Below are 17,788 nucleotides of genomic sequence, written 5' to 3' on the forward strand. Positions count from 1 at the left end.
CGCGTGCTAGTGCGTTGATCCGGTAGGCGATTTGGCGCGTATACTGAGGCAGAGGAGAGTTCACCATGTTCCGCATCTTGCTGTTGACCGCTTTGATTCTGACCGGGCGCACCGTGCAGGCCGCGCCGCTGACCGGAGAGTTTCCGTCCATCGACGGCGGCACCCTGTCGATCGCGGATTGGCGGGGGCAGCCGGTTTTGGTGGTCAACACGGCCTCGCATTGTGGCTTTACCGGTCAATATAGCGCGCTGCAGCAAGTCCACGAAGACTATGGTCCGCGTGGTCTGGTCGTGCTGGCGGTACCGTCGGATTCCTTCAATCAGGAATTGGGATCGGCGGAAGAGGTCAAGGAGTTCTGCGATTTCAACTACAACCTGACCCTGCCGATGACGGAAATTACCCCAGTTCGGGGCGCTGAGGCGCATCCTTTCTACCAACAGGTCGCGGCGCTGACCGGGTTTGAGCCCAGTTGGAACTTCAACAAAATCCTTCTGGACACTGAAGGCGAAGTTGTAGCGACCTATGGCGCGACCACGCGCCCCGATTCCCGGCAAGTTCTGTCTCAGGTCGAGGCTTTGCTGCCCTGAGCAGGTTGCCGCGATAACTGAACGGCCAAAATCCCGGCTGTGGTGATCAGTACGCCAACGGCATCCAGTGGGCCGAGATTCTCCCCCAGAAGCAACGCAGCAATCGTCACACCGAAAACAGGGTTTAGGAAGTGGAAGGTGGCTGCGCGGGTCGCTCCGATCCGGTCTAGCAACAGGAACCAGATCAGAGTGGCCAACAAGCCGGGGAACAGGGTTGTGTAGGTGAAAGCCAGCGCCAGCGGAACGGTGAGGTGGATATGGATCACCTCGAACAGCGGTGCCGCGACAAACAAAACGGCCGAGCCCACCAGCATCTGCAACCCCACGACCATCATGAAATTCCCGCCCGAGGTCGCCCCGCGCACCGCCAAGGTGGCGAAGGTCAGCGCCAAGGCTCCAACACCACAGAGCATCACGCCGAACATATCAACGCCCGCGCTGATGCGGCTGCTCATGATCAGGGCGACGCCTGCAAACCCTGCCAGGAGGCCGATCACGCCCATGGGCCGCAGACGATCACCCAGAAACAGCCTGCTTGCCAGCGCCACTAGCAGCGGCATGGTCGAGGCGATAATGGCGGCAACCGACGCCTCAATCGTTTGCATTGCGTAGAAATTCAGACCCAAATAAAGGGCATTTTGGCAGATTCCAAACAGGATGGTCGCGTACCATTGTTGCTGTGTCAGCCGCCAACTTTGCCCCATTGCGCGCGCAATGGCGACGCCGATCAACCCGGAAATCAAAAAGCGCAATGCCAGCGAAAACAGCGGTGATGCGTCCATCACGATGATCCGCGCCGAAGTAAAGGCCGACGACCAGATCAGTGCAAATGTTAGCCCCATGGCCATGGCGCGCAGATCCATCGCCCATCCCCTTTGTTGGTTTCGCGCACTGTTCCTTAAATCAGTAAGGGTCGCAAGATGTACCGTCTGGCCGTAGTAACTAGGAATCTCATAAGGGCACCACACGCGGGGCGCACAATTTAATTCTTACCGGAGTTGGAGTTACTTTTCGGCCCGCTAGATCATAAGTGACCACAACAAAGGCGAAGCCCGTTATGTTGCAAGAGAAGCGAAAAGACCTGGATTCGGAGCGGCAGAAAAAGCTGCTGTTTCGGCTTTTGGATGAACTCAGTCAATCTTCGCCTGATCTGTACTATCGCCCAACCAGTGAGATCGCGACGTACCTTGAAACGTATATTCGTAAGGAAGCAAAACTATCCGCAGACGATCGGGTCTTGATGAACCGGCTCAGCCGTCGTGATCTGGAAGTGCTGTTAAGTTTGCACTGATCCCAAAGAAAAAGGGCCCCCAACCGGCGGCCCTTGATCGTATCATTGCGACAGCTGAGATCAGCCGTTCACGCTGTCCTTCAGTGCCTTCGCAATGGTCATTTTAACCACCTTGTCGGCCTCTTTCTTGAACTGCTCGCCGGTGGCGGGGTTGCGCACCATGCGCTCGGGACGTTCGCGGCAGTAGATTTTGCCAACGCCGGGCAGGGTCACTGCGCCGCCGGCCGAAACTTCGCGTGTGATCAGGCCGGTCATGGCCTCCAGCGCGGCGTTCGCGGCTTTTTTGTCGGTCCCCATTTCCTCAGCGAGAGCAGCAACCAGCTGAGTCTTTGTCATAGGCTTTGCCATTTCTTGGTCTCCTTAACGTGCCCGATGTCTTGGGCCTCACCGCGTAACTGTAACGGGATATTGTGGCCGAACACAACGAATAGTAGCGCGAAAAACCCTAAAAATAGGGGGAAAACGTTGCTTTTTTGCTTCAGAGAAAGGCTGTTTCGTCAAAAGAACGCAATTTCCGGCTGTGCAGACGCTCAAGCGGCATGCCTCGCAGGTGTTCCATCGCGCGAATTCCGATCGCCAAATGGCGGCTGACCTGTGTGGTATAGAAGTCCGAGGCCATGCCCGGAAGCTTCAATTCCCCGTGCAGCGGTTTGTCCGAGACACAGAGCAAAGTGCCATAGGGCACCCGGAACCGATATCCATTGGCGGCGATCGTGGCGCTTTCCATATCCAGCGCAATCGCGCGAGACTGGCTGAGGCGCTGCACCGGGCCGGACTGATCGCGCAGTTCCCAGTTGCGGTTGTCGACCGAGGCGACAGTGCCGGTGCGCATGACGCGCTTCAGCTCGTAGCCGTCCAGTTCCGTGACTTCGGCCACGGCGCGTTCCAGCGCCACCTGCACTTCGGCCAGGGGCGGGATCGGGACCCAGACGGGCAGGTCATCGTCCAGCACCTTGTCTTCGCGCAGATAGGCATGGGCCAGCACGAAATCCCCCAGCGCCTGCGTGTTGCGCAAGCCGGCGCAGTGGCCAACCATCAGCCACGCATGTGGTCGCAGAACTGCGATATGGTCGGTCGCGGTTTTTGCGTTGGATGGCCCCACCCCGATATTGACCAGTGTAATCCCCGACCCATCGGCGCGTTTCAGGTGGTAGGTCGGCATCTGAGGCAGCTTCAGAGGCTGCTCCAACACGCCATCGGCCGAGGTGATCTGCGCATTCCCGGTCGACACAAAGCTGGTATATCCGCTTTCGGGGTCGGCCAGTTGTTCGCGGGCGTAGTTCTCGAACTCAGACACGTAGAACTGGTAGTTGGTGAACAGCACATGGTTTTGGAAATGGCTGGGATCGGTGGCAGTGTAATGCGCCAGACGGGCCAGCGAATAATCCACGCGCTGGGCGGTGAACAACGCCAGCGGGCCAATCTCGGTTTCGTGGTCATGCACTCCGTTGACGATATCGTCATTGGTTGTCGTCAGGTCCGGCACATCGAACACATCGCGCAAGGTGAACCCCGCCGCGCCCTGATGCGGCACCACGAGGTCGGGGTTATTGGCCACGGCGAAATGCACCGGGATGGGTGTATCCGAGGCACCAATCATCACAGGTTGGTCATGGTTCTTGATCAGCAGGGCAATTTGTTGGGTCAGATAGGCCCGGAACAGATCGGGCCGTGTGACCGTTGTGGCGTGGGTGCCAGGTTCGGCGACGTGACCAAAGCTCAGACGGCTGTCCACATGAGCGTACGAGGTCGTTTTAATGCGAATTTCTGGGTAATAGGCTCTGAATCGTTCGGACGGAGTGCCTGCCTCCATCGCTTTGGCGAAGTTTTCGCACAGAAAACTTGTGGCCTTTTCGTACAGCTCTTCCAGACGCGCTACAGCGGCGGCAGGATCGGTGAACTTCTCAGGGTTTGGGACGTCGGGTGTTTTTATTATTGTCATGCGAGGGGTTCCAAAAGGTCGATCTTTTCAAATGTCCGCACATCCACCAGCCCAAGGTCGGAAATCCGCAGTTCGGGGATCACGACGAGGGCCAGCAGTGAGTGCTGCATATAGGCGTTGTTCAACTGACAGCCGCAGTCCTGCATCGCCTGAACCAACCGGTCCGCCTTGGCGGCCACATCGGCGGCGGGACTGTCGGACATCAGGCCCGCGATGGGCAGTTCTACCAGTGCCAGTTCTTCTCCGTCGCGGAACAGGGTGATGCCGCCGCCCACCTCGGCCAGACGGTTCGCCGCCAGTGCCATCTGTTCGCGGTCGGTCCCAACAACGATCATATGGTGGCTGTCATGCGCCACGGTCGAGGCCATGGCCATGCGCCCCTGATACCCAAAGCCCGAGACAAAAGCGTTCGTGACCCCGCCGGTCGCGCGGTGACGTTCGACCAGCGCGATCTGGCAAACGTCGCCTTCGCCCTCGACCAGCCCGCCGTTGATGGGCAATTCCGCCTTCAGCGCCTTGGTCGGGGCCTGATTCTCCACCACACCGATCACGTTGGCCCGCACACGGTTGGCGCCCTCGGGGGCTTTGATCTCAAAATCCTTATCGGTCAGGGTATGGCCCAGATGCACCGTATTGCGCGCACTGTCCGGCCAGTTCAGATGCGGGCAGTCTACTGAAATCGCGCCATTTTCCGCAACGATCTGGCCGCGGGCGATCGCCACCTCAATTGGAAGCTCGCGCAAATCAGAACTGAGGATAACATCCGCCCGCCTGCCCGGTGTGATCGACCCGATCTCGCGTTCCAGCCCGAAATGGGTGGCTGTATTGATCGTCGCCATTTGCAGTGCGATCAGCGGGTCACATCCGCAGGCAATCGCGTGGCGCACCACGCGGTTCATATGCCCCTCATTCACCAATGTGCCCGAGTGGCAATCATCCGTGCACAGAATAAAGCCGCGCGGGTCTAACCCTTTCTCGGTCACCGCCGTGATCTGTCTTTCCACGTCATACCAGGCCGAGCCCAGCCGCATCATAGACCGCATCCCCTGCCGCACCCGCGCAATGGCGTCAGCCTCGCAGGTACCTTCGTGATCGTCGGCGGGCCCACCGGCAACATAAGCCGCAAAATCAGGCCCTAAATCGGGTGATGCATAGTGTCCTCCCACGGTTTTGCCTGCATTCTGAGTCGCCGCGATCTCGGCCAGCATCTTGCGGTCGCCGTGGATCACGCCAGGGAAGTTCATCATCTCACCCAACCCGATGATGCCGGGCCAGTTCATCGCCTCGGCCACGTCCTCGGGGGTGATTTCATATCCTGTCGCCTCCAACCCGGGGGCCGACGGCGCGCAGGAGGGCATCTGGGTGAAGATGTTCACCGGTTGCATCAGCGCCTCGTCATGCATCATGCGCACGCCATCCAGTCCCAGCACATTGGCAATCTCATGCGGGTCGGTGAACATTGACGTCGTACCATGAGGGATCACCGCGCGGGCAAACTCGGCCGGGGTCAGCATCCCCGATTCGATATGCATATGCGCGTCGCACAGACCGGGCAGCATATAGCGCCCATTGGCCTCGATGATCTGCGTATTTGGACCGATGCAATGCGTGGCATCCCGCCCCACAAAGGCAATGCGCCCTACGGCGATGGCAATGTCGTGATCAGGCAGTGCCTCGCGGGTATGGACATTCACCCAAGTTCCTCCGCGCACGACCATGTCGGCTGGATCACGTCCAGCGGCAACAGCGATCAATCGAGGGGCGGTATCGGGCCAACTTGGGAAAGGCGTATATTCCATGGCTCAACTTTTCTGAATGTGTCCGAAGGTGCAACCCCTGCCGAACATCTATCATCAAACCGTCATGCAGCGCGTCAGCGCTGCCCGGCCCAACCAAAGGAGGGGGCGCGCAAGCGCCCCTGACGATGGGCGGGAGCGCCTACCCCGCCAGATCGCGGGCAATTTCCTGCCTTACCCAATCGGCGAACAGGACGGCACCCGGCGTTTCCTCGGCCTGAGGCGACAGCAGCAGGTAATAAGCCTCGGGCATCTGCGCGCGGTACTCAAACGGGGCCACCAGTTGTCCGCGCTCGATCAGGTCGCGAGCTATGGTGTCATGGGTCAGGCAATACCCACCCCCGGCCATCGCAACAGACAGGCTAACCAGATAGGTTGTTGAATAGGTTATGGGCGAATTTTCCCAATTTAGACCCTGTTCACTGATCCAGTTCTGCCAGTTCGACAGCAGGTTCGAGCAGTCAAACAGGGGTTGTTCCTGAATATCTTCCAGCCGCACTTCATAGCCCGGCGCGCAGACCGGGTAATAGTGATCGGTGCGCAGTAACTCGGTGCGCACCGTGTCGGACGGGCGCAGGGAATAGCGGATTTCGACCGCCGCGCCCTCGGCCATTTCGCGCGGCTCCCAGAGTTCGGTGAAGATGTTCAATTGCACATCCGGGTGCGCAGCCCGGAACCGGGGCAGGCGCGGTCCCAACCAGTTCACGGCAAAAGTGATGTTGCTTTGAACCTGAACCGCGTTCTGCTGCGCGCCGGTGACGGCCTGCGTGCCACGCACCAGCGTGCGAAACGCCTCACGCACCACGGGCAGATAGGTGATTCCGGCCTCGGTCAGCTCTAGCGCGCGAGGACGGCGCAGAAACAGAGGTTGGCCCAGATAACCCTCAAGCGATTTTATCTGCTGACTGACCGCGCTTTGCGTCATGTTCAGATCACGCGCCGCACCGGTGAACGACAAGTGTCGCGCGGCGGCCTCGAACGTACGCAGCCAACCCAGCGGAGGAAGCGATGTCTGCATTGGCATAACCTCATCATTAGTTCAGCTAATGGAATAGGTTCGATTTTTTCGTTGGTCAAATCCGCCTCGCGTCGCCACCTTCTTGAGAAACCAGATGGAGGAGCCCGCCATGACCGTCACCGAATTGCGTCCTAATATCGACCACTGGCCCGAGAGGGTCGACCTGGCTGCCACCTTCCGCTGGACCGAACGCCTGAACATGCACGAGTCCGTGGCCAACCACTTCAGTTTAGCCGTCAACGAGGACGGAACGCAGTTCCTGATGAACGCCAATCAGATGCATTTCGCACGGATCAAGGCATCGAACCTGTTGCTGCTAGATGCCAATGATCCCGACGTGATGGATCAGCCCGGCGCGCCCGACCCGACCGCTTGGGGTCTGCATGGCTCGATTCACCGCCATTGCCCGCATGCGCGCTGTGTGATGCATGTGCATTCGATCTTTGCAACCGTTCTGGCCTCGTTGGCCGATAGCACCCTACCGCCGATCGACCAGAACACTGCCACCTTCTACAACCGCTATGTGGTGGACCAGGAATTCGGCGGGCTGGCCTTCGAAAGCGAAGGTGAGCGTTGCGCCGCGATGCTGTCGGACCCGAAGAAGAAGGTCATGATCATGGGCAACCATGGCGTGTTGGTGACGGGCAGCGATCCGGCGGATACGTTCAACCGCCTCTATTATTTCGAACGTGCGGCCGAGACATATATCCGCGCGCTGCAGACCGGCCAGCCCCTGCGTGTCTTGTCCGATGAGATTGCGGAAAAGACCGCGCGGGAACTTGACGACTACCCCGATCAGGCCGAGGCGCATCTGCGGGAAATCAAGGCTCTGCTGGATGCAGAGGGTTCGGACTACGCCAGCTAAAGGGATTTCCATGACTGATACTGCACAAGACCCCGAAGCCGCCCGCTGGCACTATCACCCCGAAGGCCCTGTGGGTTTGAACCCGCTGTTCGCGTGGCCTCCGCGCCCCGCCTCTGTGCTGAAGTGGTACAGTGGAGCTTGGTTGCAGATTACCTCACTGACCCTGTGTATGGGGCTGGCGGTCATTGCCTATGTCGTATTTTTCCCTGGGTTAGAGTCGACGAAGAGCTTTGCTCCGGGGTGGATGTTCCGCATTTGGCTGCTGAACATGGTGCCTCAGATCTTGGTGGCGGGCGGGCTGCATTGGTGGCTTTACATGCGCAAGGGGCAGGGCATGTACAAAAAGTTCGACCGTCGCGACCTGACCAGAGACAACGGCAATTTCACCTTCCGCAATCAGGTCTGGGACAATATCTGGTGGACGCTGGGCAGCGCCATGACCGTGGCGACCGTGTATCAATGGGTGATCTATTGGGCGATGGCCAACGGATATGTGCCGACAGTCACTTGGGCCAGTGCGCCGATTTGGTTTGTCGTCTGGATGTTGTTCATCCCGATGTGGTCTGGCCTGCATTTCTATTGGGTGCATCGGCTGGAGCATCACCCTAAGCTTTATAAACATGTCCATGCCGTGCATCACCGCAACGTCAATATCGGCCCGTGGTCGGGGATATCGAACCATTGGTATGAAAACCTGCTGTATTTCACGACCTATTTCATCCATCTGATCGTGCCGTCTCACCCTCTGCATCTGCTGTTTCACACGTATTTCCAGCAGATCAGCCCGGTTCTGTCTCATTCAGGGTTTGAAAAGCTGAAAGCCGGAGAAACTGAAGCGGCCCGTGCGGGGGACTTTTTCCACCAGCTTCATCACCGGTATTTCGAGTGCAACTATGGCACCTCAGAAATCCCTTTCGACAAGTGGTTTGGCACCTATCACGATGGGTCTGCCGAGGCGACGACGCGGACGCGGGCCTATAAAAAGCAGATGTATACCTAGCCGGATCGCATTGCGCGCGGGGTGGTCCCGAACTCGGTCCGAAAAGCGCGGGTCAGGGCGCTGGGGTCGTCATAGCCTGCGCGCAGGGCGATCTCGGCGATGGTCAGGTCGGTCTCGGCTGCCAGCTTCCGGGCCAGGTTCAGGCGCAGGCGGCGATAGACCTGTGCGGGGCCTGCGCCCAGTTCGGTTTGCATTCGGGCCGCCAGCGCCTTTTGCGATCGTCCAACCCGGCGGGCGATCTCGGGGATAGGCAAGGGCGTTTCCAAATGTTCCTGCATCAGCGCCAGCGCTTTGTTCACATAGCTGCTGGTCGCACCTGCCCCGCCGGAATGAGACCTTGCGGAATCGCGTGTCATAAAAAGCTGCGCTACCTCCAGCGCCAAAGCCTGCCCGTGGTCTCGCCCAATCAGGTGCAGCACCAGATCAAACGCCGCCATCGCGCCAGAACAGGTAATGCGGTCGCCGTCGATCACGTAGCGTTCGCGCTGTGCGTCAATCTCGGGGAACCGCTCGGTAAAGCTGCCCAATTCTTCCCAGTGGATCGTCGCACGGTGCCCGTCCAGTAATCCGGCCAGCGCCAACAACCAGCTTCCTGTGTCCAGCCCGGCCAGCGCACTGTAACGCCCCGCTGCGGATCGCAACCCCGCTAGCGTCCGCCACCCGCCATGGGCGCGAAACCCGTAAGAGGGCATGACGAGCAACGTATCGCCCCGTGCATTCTGCAAGATGTCATGTGGTGCGACTTGCAGCCCCGAAGATGACGTGACGGGCGCACGATCTAGTGACAGAAATTGCCAGTCATACAGTTTGCGCCCAGCGATGGAATTCGCAGCCCGCAAGGGTTCGACCGTATTCGCCAGGCAGTGGTTGGAAAAGCCGTCGAACAGAAGCACTCCGAATTGCTGCGGCGCAGCGGGGAATTTGATCCATCTTTGCATGATTTAGGTATATTTCTGCATGTTCAGCTTGGCAAGCCACGTCAGGATACCCGCAACCCCAGATGTGGAGACCCCAGATGCAATATGGCCTGTCCGACGAACAAGAGATGATCGCCGCGACCGTTCGCAGCTTTGTCGAAAACGAAATCTACCCGCATGAAGAGCTGGTCGAGCGCACCGGCGAGGTTCCGCACGAGATCGCCGCCGAGATCAAACGCAAGACGATCGAGTTGGGCTTTTATGCCTGCAACTTCCCCGAAAGCGTCGGCTGTGCCGGGCTAAACCATCTGGAGTTCGCACTGGTCGAACGCGAGTTGGGCCGGGGATCAATGGCGCTGAACCATTTCTTCGGGCGGCCTCAGAACATTCTAATGGCGTGTGAGGGGGATCAGGTCGACCGTTACCTGATGCCTGCCGTACGAGGTGAAAAAATGGACGCGCTGGCGATGACTGAACCCGGTGCGGGCTCGGACGTGCGGGGGATGAAATGCGCTGCCGTGCGCGATGGGGGCGACTGGGTGGTCAATGGCACCAAGCACTTCATCTCGGGCGCGGAACATGCAGACTTTATCATCGTCTTCATCGCAACCGGTGAAGATCAGACACCGAAAGGCCCCAAGAAACGCATCACTGCCTTTCTGGTCGATCGCGGCACCCCCGGCTTCACAATCCGAGATGGGTACAAGTCGGTCAGCCATCGCGGCTACAAGAACATGGTGCTGGACTTCGACGATTGCCGATTGCCGGATGCACAGGTTCTGGGCGAGGTCGATGGCGGGTTCGAGGTGATGAACACCTGGCTTTACGCCACCCGGATCACCGTTGCCGCAATGTCGGTTGGGCGCGCGCGGCGGGCGTTCGACTATGCGCTGGACTATGCCGCCACGCGTGAGCAATTCGGCCAGAAGATCGGCAAGTTTCAGGGCGTCTCATTCCAGATTGCAGACATGATCACCGAGATTGATGCCGCCGATCTGCTGACCCTTGCCGCCGCCGATCGTCTGGACAAGGGGCTGCCCGCCAACCGTGAGATCGCCTCGGCCAAATTGTACGCCTCGGAAATGCTGGCCCGGGTGACAGATGCGGCGATTCAGGTGCATGGCGGGATGGGTCTGATGGACGACTACCCGCTGGAGCGATTCTGGCGTGACGCGCGTGTCGAACGCATCTGGGACGGAACCAGCGAGATTCAGCGCCACATCATCAGCCGCGATCTGCTGCGGGCGCTGGGCGCATGACGACAGCGCTGGCCCGAGCGCTGAACCCTAAAACCATCGCCGTGATCGGCGGAGGCGCGTGGTGTGCGGCGGTCATCGAGCAGGCCCGCAAATTCGGGTTCAAGGGCGAGATTTGGCCGGTCCATCCCAAAGCGGTCGAAGTTGCTGGGGAGCGGGCGTTCGCAACGCTCGAAAATTTACCCTCTGCACCTGACATGGCATTTATCGGGATCAACCGCCACGCGACCGTCGAGGCGGTTGCGGTTCTGTCCGCGATGGGTGCAGGCGGCGCGGTCTGTTTTGCCTCGGGCTTTACCGAGGCTCAGGCCGAAGACCAATCAGGCGCGGGCTTGCAGGATCAACTGATCGCCGCCGCTGGTGAGATGCCGATATTGGGTCCGAATTGTTATGGCTTCATTAACGGTTTGGATCGCGTGGCCGTATGGCCCGATCAGCACGGCATGCGACCTGTGGACCGCGGAGTCGCGATCCTGACGCAAAGCTCGAACATTGCCATCAACATGACCATGCAGCGCCGCGCTTTGCCGTTGGCCTTCATGCTGACCTGTGGGAATCAGGCGCAGACGCATCAAGCCCAGATTGCCTCGGCGTTGTTGGATGACGACCGCATTACGGCCATCGGCGTGCATATCGAAGGGTTTGGCGATCTGCGCAAATGGGAGGCGCTGGCTAAAAAGGCTCGTCAGTGCGGTGTCCCGATTGTCGCGCTGAAGATGGGTCGGTCGGTCCATGCCCAGGCGGCAACGATTTCGCATACGGCCTCGCTGGCGGGTCAAGACGCGGGTGCGCAGGCGTTTCTGGATCGGTTGGGGATTGCCCGCTTGGATGACATCCCCAGCTTTCTGGAATGCCTCAAGCTGTTGCATGTAACCGGGCGTCTGGACAGCAACGGGCTTGGTACGATCAGCTGCTCGGGGGGCGAGGCCAGTTTGGCCGCGGATATGGCCGAGGGGCGCGATCTGCACTTTCCGCCTTTGACGGATACGCAACGCACCGATCTGCGCGCGGCATTGGGGCCGATGGTGGCGCTGGCGAACCCGCTGGACTACCACACCTATATCTGGCGCGACACGCAGGCGATGACGCGCGCCTGGTCGGCGATGATGGGGCCAGAACAGGCACTGACTATGGCCATTGTGGACTATCCGCACACTGATCAAACCGATTGGACCTGTGCGACGCAGGCCGCGTTGAATTGCGTGGCACAAACCGGGCGGCCCTTTGCAGTAACGGCGACTCTGCCCGAGTTGATGCCCGAGCACGTCGCGCAGCGACTGATGGATGGCGGCGTTATTCCCTTCGCCGGGCTGCATGAGGCACTGTCGGCCGTCGAAGCGGCGGCGCGCCCTGCAGGTCAGGACTCTGATCCGGTGGTCCTTCCCAGTACTGCCAATCCAAACCTTACGCTGACCGAGGCGGAGGCCAAGGACCAGCTTGCAGCCTTCGGTGTGTCCACTCCAAAAAGGTTGGTGATTCAGGCCGATGCCGCCAGCGCGGGTGACCTGACCGGTCCTTTCGCCGTCAAGGGCGTTGGACTGGCCCATAAGTCAGACCACGGGGCGGTTCAGTTAGGGGTCAGCGTGGGCGATTTGCCGGCGGTCGCGGCCCAGATCGGCACCCATAAAGTTCTGATCGAGGAAATGGCGCCCGAAGGCGTTGCCGAGTTGCTAATCGGTGTCACCTGCGATCCGGCCCATGGTTATGTTCTGACCTTAGGCGCTGGCGGGGTGTTGACGGAAATCCTACGGGACTCGGTGTCTCTGCTGATCCCGTCGCCTCGGAATGTAGTTGAAAAGGCGCTGGGCGAGCTGGCCTGTGCGCCGTTGTTGGCTGGCTATCGCGGCAAGCCCGCCGCAGATATGGGCGCGATCCTGGATACGGTCGAGGCCGTGCAGGCCTATGTCATTGCCAACGCAACCCATGTCAGCGAAGTTGAAATCAATCCGCTTATCTGCGGGCCTAAAGGGGCCGTGGCGGTGGATGCACTGATCCGAAAGGCACGCACATGAACCCGGTCAAAACCCAGCGCGACGGCGCTATATTGCAGGTCACTCTGGACCGTCCCAAAGCGAATGCGATTGATCTGGCCACCAGCCGCGTTATGGGCGAGGTGTTTCGGGATTTCCGCGATGACCCGGACCTGCGCGTGGCGATCATCACCGGCGGCGGCGACAAGTTCTTTTGCCCCGGCTGGGATCTGAAGGCTGCGGCGGATGGCGACGCAGTGGATGGCGATTATGGTGTGGGCGGGTTCGGCGGGTTGCAAGAGCTGCGCGATATGAACAAGCCGGTGATTGCCGCCGTGAACGGTATTGCCTGCGGTGGCGGGCTGGAATTGGCGCTGAGCGCGGACATGATCATCGCCGCAGATCACGCCAGCTTCGCCCTGCCCGAAATCCGATCCGGCACCGTTGCGGATGCGGCCAGTGTCAAACTGCCCAAGCGCATCCCCTATCACATCGCGATGGAATTATTACTGACGGGCCGCTGGTTCACCCCGGATGAGGCCAAGACCTGGGGCCTCGTCAACGAGATCGTGCCCGGCGATCAGCTGATGGACCGCGCATGGGAACTGGCGCGTTTGCTGGCCAGCGGGCCGCCTCTGGTCTATGCCGCGATCAAAGAGATTGTGCGCGAGGCTGAAGACTCCAAGTTTCAGGACGCCATGAACCGGATCACACGGCGGCAGTTGCCGACCGTGGATACTCTGTACGGGTCCGAGGACAATCTGGAAGGTGCTCGCGCCTTTGCTGAAAAACGCGATCCGGTCTGGAAGGGGCGCTAAACTCGTTCGAACAGGGCGATCAAAGCCGTATCGTCCTTGTTTGGGCCGTTGGCAAGTTCGCCGTAGATTCGAACCTCGGGTAGGGCGAGATTCCTAATCTGGCCCTGTGCCAGTTTGTGCAGAGCTTCGGCAAACCCCAGTTTTTCATAGTGCTGCGCGTTGATCGACAGGGCGAATTGCGCTCCGGGGCGGGCGACGCGCAGCAGGGGCATCAAAGCCTCGGGGCCCAGATGGCCATGGGTGAAGGTGCCTGACGACACGACGCCCGAGTAGTTTTCGCGCGGAACCGGGATACCCTCGTTCAGGTCAGCTTCTATCGCGTCGCGGTAGATATCCTTGCGCATGGCCTGATCCAGCATCTCGGCGCTGATATCGGTGGCGTCGATAGGTCCGACACCCAAACCTGCAAGAACGGCTCCGCACAATCCTGTTCCGGCTCCGACATCCAGCACCGGACCCTGACCTCCTGCGCCGACAAACGCGCGGGCGGTGCGGATATGGAGCTGGTAATCCTCTCGGGTGGCAAAGCCTTCGTCATAGTCCCCGGCCCATTCGGCATATAGCCGTCGGTTATCTTCGGGTGTTTCTAGCGCATAAGCCGTGTGCAGATCGGAGGTTTTGTCACTCATGCCTAAAAGAAAGGCGCATTGAGAGATTCGAATCAAGTATCCCGTTGACCCCGCTTGCATCCGGTGGATTTGCGGATCATCAATGGCGGCATGACAGGTACTCTATTTTCGTTTGGTCATGGCTATTCCGCGCAGGAGTTGACGCGACTGCTGGCGCCCAATGGATGGCGGGCTATCGGAACCACGCGGGATCCGGCGCAATCACCGGCTTTACGGGCATCTGGGGCGGAACCAGTTGTCTGGCCGGGACAACAGGTCAATCTGGACGGGGTGACGCATCTGCTGATCTCAACGGCACCCAATGCTGATGGCGATCCGGTTCTGGCAGCGCTGCAAGACGAAATCACGGCACGGGCTGCACAGTTCAAGTGGGTTGGATACTTGTCCACAACCGCCGTTTACGGTGATCATCAAGGTGCGTGGGTGGATGAATCCACGCCTGCGACGCCCACGGCCCAACGCGGCAAATGGCGGGTTCAAGCCGAGCAACAATGGTTGAGTATTCCGAACCTGCCGACCCATATCTTTCGGTTGGCCGGGATTTACGGCCCCGGACGCGGTCCATTTTCCAAACTGAAACGCGTTGGGATGCGGCGGATCATCAAGCCGGGTCAAGTATTCTCTCGCATTCATGTGGCCGACATTGCGCAGGTTCTTGCTGCGTCCATGTCTGCGCCCAATCCGGGGGCCATATATAACGTCTGCGATGATGAGCCGGTCCCTCCACAAGACGTAATTGCCTATGCGGCGGAATTGCAGGGGCTGCCTCTACCACCCGCGGTCCCGTTTGATGAGGCGGAACTAACCCCCATGGCGCGTAGCTTCTACAATGAGAACAAGCGCGTCAGGAACGACCGGATCAAGGATGAACTGGGCGTGAAGCTTCTGTATCCTGATTACCGGGTTGGCTTGGACTCATTAACGCGAGACGGATGATCTATTTGCGATAATTTTTAGTTATCATAATCATCCGAAAACAAAACTTTTTAGCATAGCTTGAATTTGCTAGGAGTGGCGTCGACAAGACCCGAGAGTCGCTGTTGCCCGCCCTGCTGCCTGCGCGAATTTTCGCGGCGCCTATAGGATGGATAAAAGTGTCATCTATATGTGTTCTTGACCGACCGAGTTTTTAGCGGCGCCACAGCGCCGGAATTTTGCCAGGAATGGAGATCGACATGGACGGAAGTGATAACCCCAAAGCAGGCGGATGCCCTGTCATGCACGGCGCAGGAACCCGGTCTAACCGGGACTGGTGGCCGAACCAGCTGAACCTGTCGATCCTGCATCAGCACGGACCGGCCTCGAATCCGATGGATGCGGATTTCGATTACGCCGAAGCGTTCAAGGCTCTGGACATGAAGGCGCTGAAGGAAGACCTCTATGCGCTGATGACGGATTCGCAGGACTGGTGGCCTGCGGACTATGGCCATTACGGCGGGTTCTTCATCCGTATGGCGTGGCACAGCGCGGGCACCTACCGGACGGCAGATGGCCGTGGCGGTGCTTCGACCGGTAACCAGCGGTTTGCGCCGCTCAACAGCTGGCCGGACAACGGCAACCTGGATAAAGCGCGCCGTTTGCTGTGGCCGATCAAGCAGAAATACGGCAACCAGATTTCCTGGGCCGACCTGATGATCCTGGCGGGCAACTGTGCCATCGAATCCATGGGTGGCAAAACCTTTGGTTTCGCCGGTGGCCGCGAAGATATCTGGGCCCCAGAGGAGGACATCTATTGGGGTTCGGAAACCGAATGGCTGGCCCCGACGGACAACCCGCATAGCCGTTACTCGGGCGAGCGGGATCTGGAAAACCCACTGGCCGCCGTGCAGATGGGTCTGATCTACGTGAACCCAGAAGGTCCGGACGGACAGCCCGACGCACTGGCCTCGGGCCGTGATATCCGCGACACCTTCGGTCGTATGGCGATGAATGACGAGGAAACTGTCGCTCTGGTCGCAGGTGGCCACACCTTTGGTAAGGCCCATGGTGCGGGTGATCCCGATCTGGTCGGTCCCGATCCAGAGGCCGCTCCGATTGAAGAGATGGGCTTTGGCTGGATTAACAAGTTTGGCTCGGGCAAGGGTGACGACACCACCACCTCGGGGATCGAGGGCGCGTGGACGGCCAACCCCACTAAGTGGGACAACGGCTATTTCGACCTGCTGTTCGGCTATGACTGGAACCTGACCAAAAGCCCCTCGGGCGCGTGGATCTGGGAGCCGGTGAACGTCAAAGAAGAAGACATGGCCCCGCAAGCGCATGATCCGTCGAAAAAGGTCAAAACCATGATGACCACCGCCGATATGGCGATGCGCATGGACCCGATCTATGGCCCGATCTCGAAACGCTTCCACGAAAACCCGGAAGAGTTCGCCGATGCCTTTGCTCGAGCATGGTTCAAGCTGACCCACCGCGATATGGGCCCCCGCTCGGCCTATATCGGTGAAGAGGCCCCGACCGAAGAGCTGATCTGGCAGGACAACGTCCCCGCTGTGGATCACGATCTGGTGGATGACGCGGACGTAGCCGACCTGAAAGCCAAGATCGCGGCAACCGGCCTGTCGGTGCCGGAACTGGTATCGACCGCTTGGGCTTCGGCCTCGACCTTCCGCGGGTCGGACAAGCGCGGTGGTGCCAATGGTGCCCGTATCCGCCTTGCCCCCCAGAAAGACTGGGATGTGAACGAGCCGATGAAATTGTCCAAGGCGCTGTCCGCGCTCGAGGGTGTTCAGGCCGCGTTCAACGATGCGCAGTCGGGCGGCAAAAAGGTCTCGCTGGCGGATGTGATCGTTCTGGCCGGTGCCGTAGGTATCGAACAGGCGGCCAAGGCTGGCGGTCAGGATGTCGAGGTTCCGTTTACTCCGGGCCGCACTGATGCGTCGCAGGACCAGACGGATGTCGATAGCTTTGCTGTGATGGAGCCCATCGCTGATGGTTTCCGCAATTACCAGAAAGGTGACTATACCGTTTCACCCGAAGAGCTGCTGGTCGACAAAGCCCAGCTGCTGACCCTGTCCGCGCCCGAGATGACAGCACTTGTCGGTGGCCTGCGTGTGATGGGTGCCAATTTCGGCGATACCAAGCACGGCGTGTTCACGGATCGGGTTGGGACGCTCAGCACCGACTTCTTCACCAACCTGCTGGACATGAGCACCGAATGGAAACCCGCAGGCAAGGGTGTCTATGAGGGCCGCGACCGCGCCAGCGGTGAAGTCAAGTGGACCGGTACTCGCGTCGATCTGGTCTTTGGCTCGAACTCGCAACTGCGGGCGCTGGCCGAGGTCTATGGCCAGTCCGGGGCCGAAGCCAAGTTCACCGCCGACTTTGTGTCCGCTTGGACCAAGGTGATGAACGCAGACCGGTTCGACCTGAAATAATTAAGACTACCACCACTCACAAAACGACGCCGCGCGGGGGAACTCGGGCGGCGTTTCTTTTGGCTGGATCCAGCAGGCGTACCAAGCATTGGGTACGATTCCACAGAAAGTGATCGTACTTCAGGATTAAGACGCGTCCATGGTCGGGTATTTGATCCTGTTTGTGAATGTAACTTATTGTTTTTATTAAGGTCAGGGAGTTTCTTCTGAGAAATGTAAAGTTTTTTCAAAATGGGGGTTGCAGGTCCCAGACCTAATCCGTAAATACCCCTTCACCGGCGCTGCTGAGGCGGTGCTGGGGCGCTGGAGACGGTGCTGACGG

Annotated in this window: 16 protein-coding genes; 9 read left to right on the forward strand and 7 right to left on the reverse strand. The window is 59.4% G+C overall.

Annotated features, from left to right (window positions below; all coding sequences use genetic code 11):
* Nucleotides 1-65 precede the first annotated feature (65 nt).
* Nucleotides 66-587 (forward strand): glutathione peroxidase, encoded by a 522-nt coding sequence (locus tag GOW48_RS21525; RefSeq protein WP_170756124.1) that lies wholly within the window; start codon nucleotides 66-68, stop codon nucleotides 585-587.
* Here the strand turns inward: GOW48_RS21525 and GOW48_RS21530 are convergent.
* A complete protein-coding gene (locus GOW48_RS21530) occupies nucleotides 563-1,450 on the reverse strand; it encodes a DMT family transporter (protein WP_170756125.1) in 888 nt (295 codons plus the stop codon). The genes GOW48_RS21525 and GOW48_RS21530 overlap by 25 nt on opposite strands.
* A gap of 167 nt (nucleotides 1,451-1,617) precedes the next feature.
* Between GOW48_RS21530 and GOW48_RS21535 the strand changes: the two genes are divergently transcribed.
* On the forward strand, nucleotides 1,618-1,878 hold the full coding sequence (locus tag GOW48_RS21535; RefSeq protein ID WP_331251850.1) for a hypothetical protein: 261 nt from the start codon (nucleotides 1,618-1,620) through the stop codon (nucleotides 1,876-1,878).
* 60 nt (nucleotides 1,879-1,938) lie between these two features.
* On the opposite strand, the gene GOW48_RS21540 is transcribed toward GOW48_RS21535, so the two are convergent.
* From GOW48_RS21540 to GOW48_RS21555, 4 genes are all read right to left on the reverse strand, one after another.
* Nucleotides 1,939-2,226 carry an HU family DNA-binding protein gene (locus GOW48_RS21540; protein ID WP_039533371.1) on the reverse strand — a complete coding sequence of 96 codons (288 nt, stop codon included), beginning with the start codon at nucleotides 2,224-2,226 and terminating at the stop codon, nucleotides 1,939-1,941.
* A gap of 130 nt (nucleotides 2,227-2,356) precedes the next feature.
* A complete protein-coding gene (locus GOW48_RS21545; protein ID WP_170756126.1) occupies nucleotides 2,357-3,820 on the reverse strand; it encodes an AMP nucleosidase in 1,464 nt (487 codons plus the stop codon).
* Nucleotides 3,817-5,619 carry an adenine deaminase gene (gene ade / locus GOW48_RS21550; RefSeq protein WP_170756127.1) on the reverse strand — a complete coding sequence of 601 codons (1,803 nt, stop codon included), beginning with the start codon at nucleotides 5,617-5,619 and terminating at the stop codon, nucleotides 3,817-3,819. The genes GOW48_RS21545 and ade overlap by 4 nt, the downstream gene beginning before the upstream one ends.
* Nucleotides 5,620-5,758: 139 nt before the next feature.
* Nucleotides 5,759-6,634 (reverse strand): LysR family transcriptional regulator, encoded by an 876-nt coding sequence (locus GOW48_RS21555; protein WP_170756128.1) that lies wholly within the window; start codon nucleotides 6,632-6,634, stop codon nucleotides 5,759-5,761.
* 109 nt (nucleotides 6,635-6,743) lie between these two features.
* Here GOW48_RS21555 and GOW48_RS21560 point away from each other — a divergent pair, with 109 nt between their 5' ends.
* The gene (locus GOW48_RS21560) at nucleotides 6,744-7,499 is read left to right on the forward strand and encodes a class II aldolase and adducin N-terminal domain-containing protein (RefSeq protein WP_170756129.1); all 756 of its coding nucleotides are present in this window, start codon (nucleotides 6,744-6,746) and stop codon (nucleotides 7,497-7,499) included.
* Between the two features lie 10 nt (nucleotides 7,500-7,509).
* Entirely contained in the window at nucleotides 7,510-8,499 is a 990-nt protein-coding gene (locus GOW48_RS21565; protein WP_170756130.1) for a sterol desaturase family protein, read from the forward strand.
* Here GOW48_RS21565 and GOW48_RS21570 read toward each other — a convergent pair.
* Nucleotides 8,496-9,437 carry a GlxA family transcriptional regulator gene (locus GOW48_RS21570; RefSeq protein WP_170756131.1) on the reverse strand — a complete coding sequence of 314 codons (942 nt, stop codon included), beginning with the start codon at nucleotides 9,435-9,437 and terminating at the stop codon, nucleotides 8,496-8,498. The genes GOW48_RS21565 and GOW48_RS21570 overlap by 4 nt on opposite strands.
* Nucleotides 9,438-9,514: 77 nt before the next feature.
* Here GOW48_RS21570 and GOW48_RS21575 point away from each other — a divergent pair, with 77 nt between their 5' ends.
* The 3 genes from GOW48_RS21575 to GOW48_RS21585 are packed head-to-tail and all read left to right on the forward strand — an operon-like array spanning nucleotide 9,515 to nucleotide 13,460.
* Nucleotides 9,515-10,675, forward strand: coding sequence for an acyl-CoA dehydrogenase family protein (locus GOW48_RS21575; RefSeq protein ID WP_170355736.1), 1,161 nt, complete (start codon nucleotides 9,515-9,517; stop codon nucleotides 10,673-10,675).
* Nucleotides 10,672-12,684 carry an acetate--CoA ligase family protein gene (locus GOW48_RS21580; RefSeq protein WP_170756132.1) on the forward strand — a complete coding sequence of 671 codons (2,013 nt, stop codon included), beginning with the start codon at nucleotides 10,672-10,674 and terminating at the stop codon, nucleotides 12,682-12,684. Before GOW48_RS21575 ends, GOW48_RS21580 begins: the two co-directional genes overlap by 4 nt.
* On the forward strand, nucleotides 12,681-13,460 hold the full coding sequence (locus tag GOW48_RS21585; protein WP_170756133.1) for a carnitinyl-CoA dehydratase: 780 nt from the start codon (nucleotides 12,681-12,683) through the stop codon (nucleotides 13,458-13,460). Before GOW48_RS21580 ends, GOW48_RS21585 begins: the two co-directional genes overlap by 4 nt.
* Here GOW48_RS21585 and GOW48_RS21590 read toward each other — a convergent pair.
* Nucleotides 13,457-14,089: a class I SAM-dependent DNA methyltransferase gene (locus GOW48_RS21590; RefSeq protein WP_170756134.1), complete on the reverse strand. Its 633-nt coding sequence runs from the start codon at nucleotides 14,087-14,089 to the stop codon at nucleotides 13,457-13,459. The two genes, GOW48_RS21585 and GOW48_RS21590, sit on opposite strands and share 4 nt — an antisense overlap.
* A 90-nt stretch (nucleotides 14,090-14,179) precedes the next feature.
* Between GOW48_RS21590 and GOW48_RS21595 the strand changes: the two genes are divergently transcribed.
* Nucleotides 14,180-15,025 (forward strand): SDR family oxidoreductase, encoded by an 846-nt coding sequence (locus GOW48_RS21595; protein ID WP_170756135.1) that lies wholly within the window; start codon nucleotides 14,180-14,182, stop codon nucleotides 15,023-15,025.
* Nucleotides 15,026-15,264: 239 nt separating this feature from the next.
* The gene (gene katG, locus GOW48_RS21600) at nucleotides 15,265-17,466 is read left to right on the forward strand and encodes a catalase/peroxidase HPI (RefSeq protein WP_170756136.1); all 2,202 of its coding nucleotides are present in this window, start codon (nucleotides 15,265-15,267) and stop codon (nucleotides 17,464-17,466) included.
* Nucleotides 17,467-17,788: the final 322 nt, after the last annotated feature.

It is taken from the genome of Ruegeria lacuscaerulensis, assembly GCF_013033355.1.
Lineage (GTDB): Bacteria > Pseudomonadota > Alphaproteobacteria > Rhodobacterales > Rhodobacteraceae > Ruegeria > Ruegeria lacuscaerulensis_A.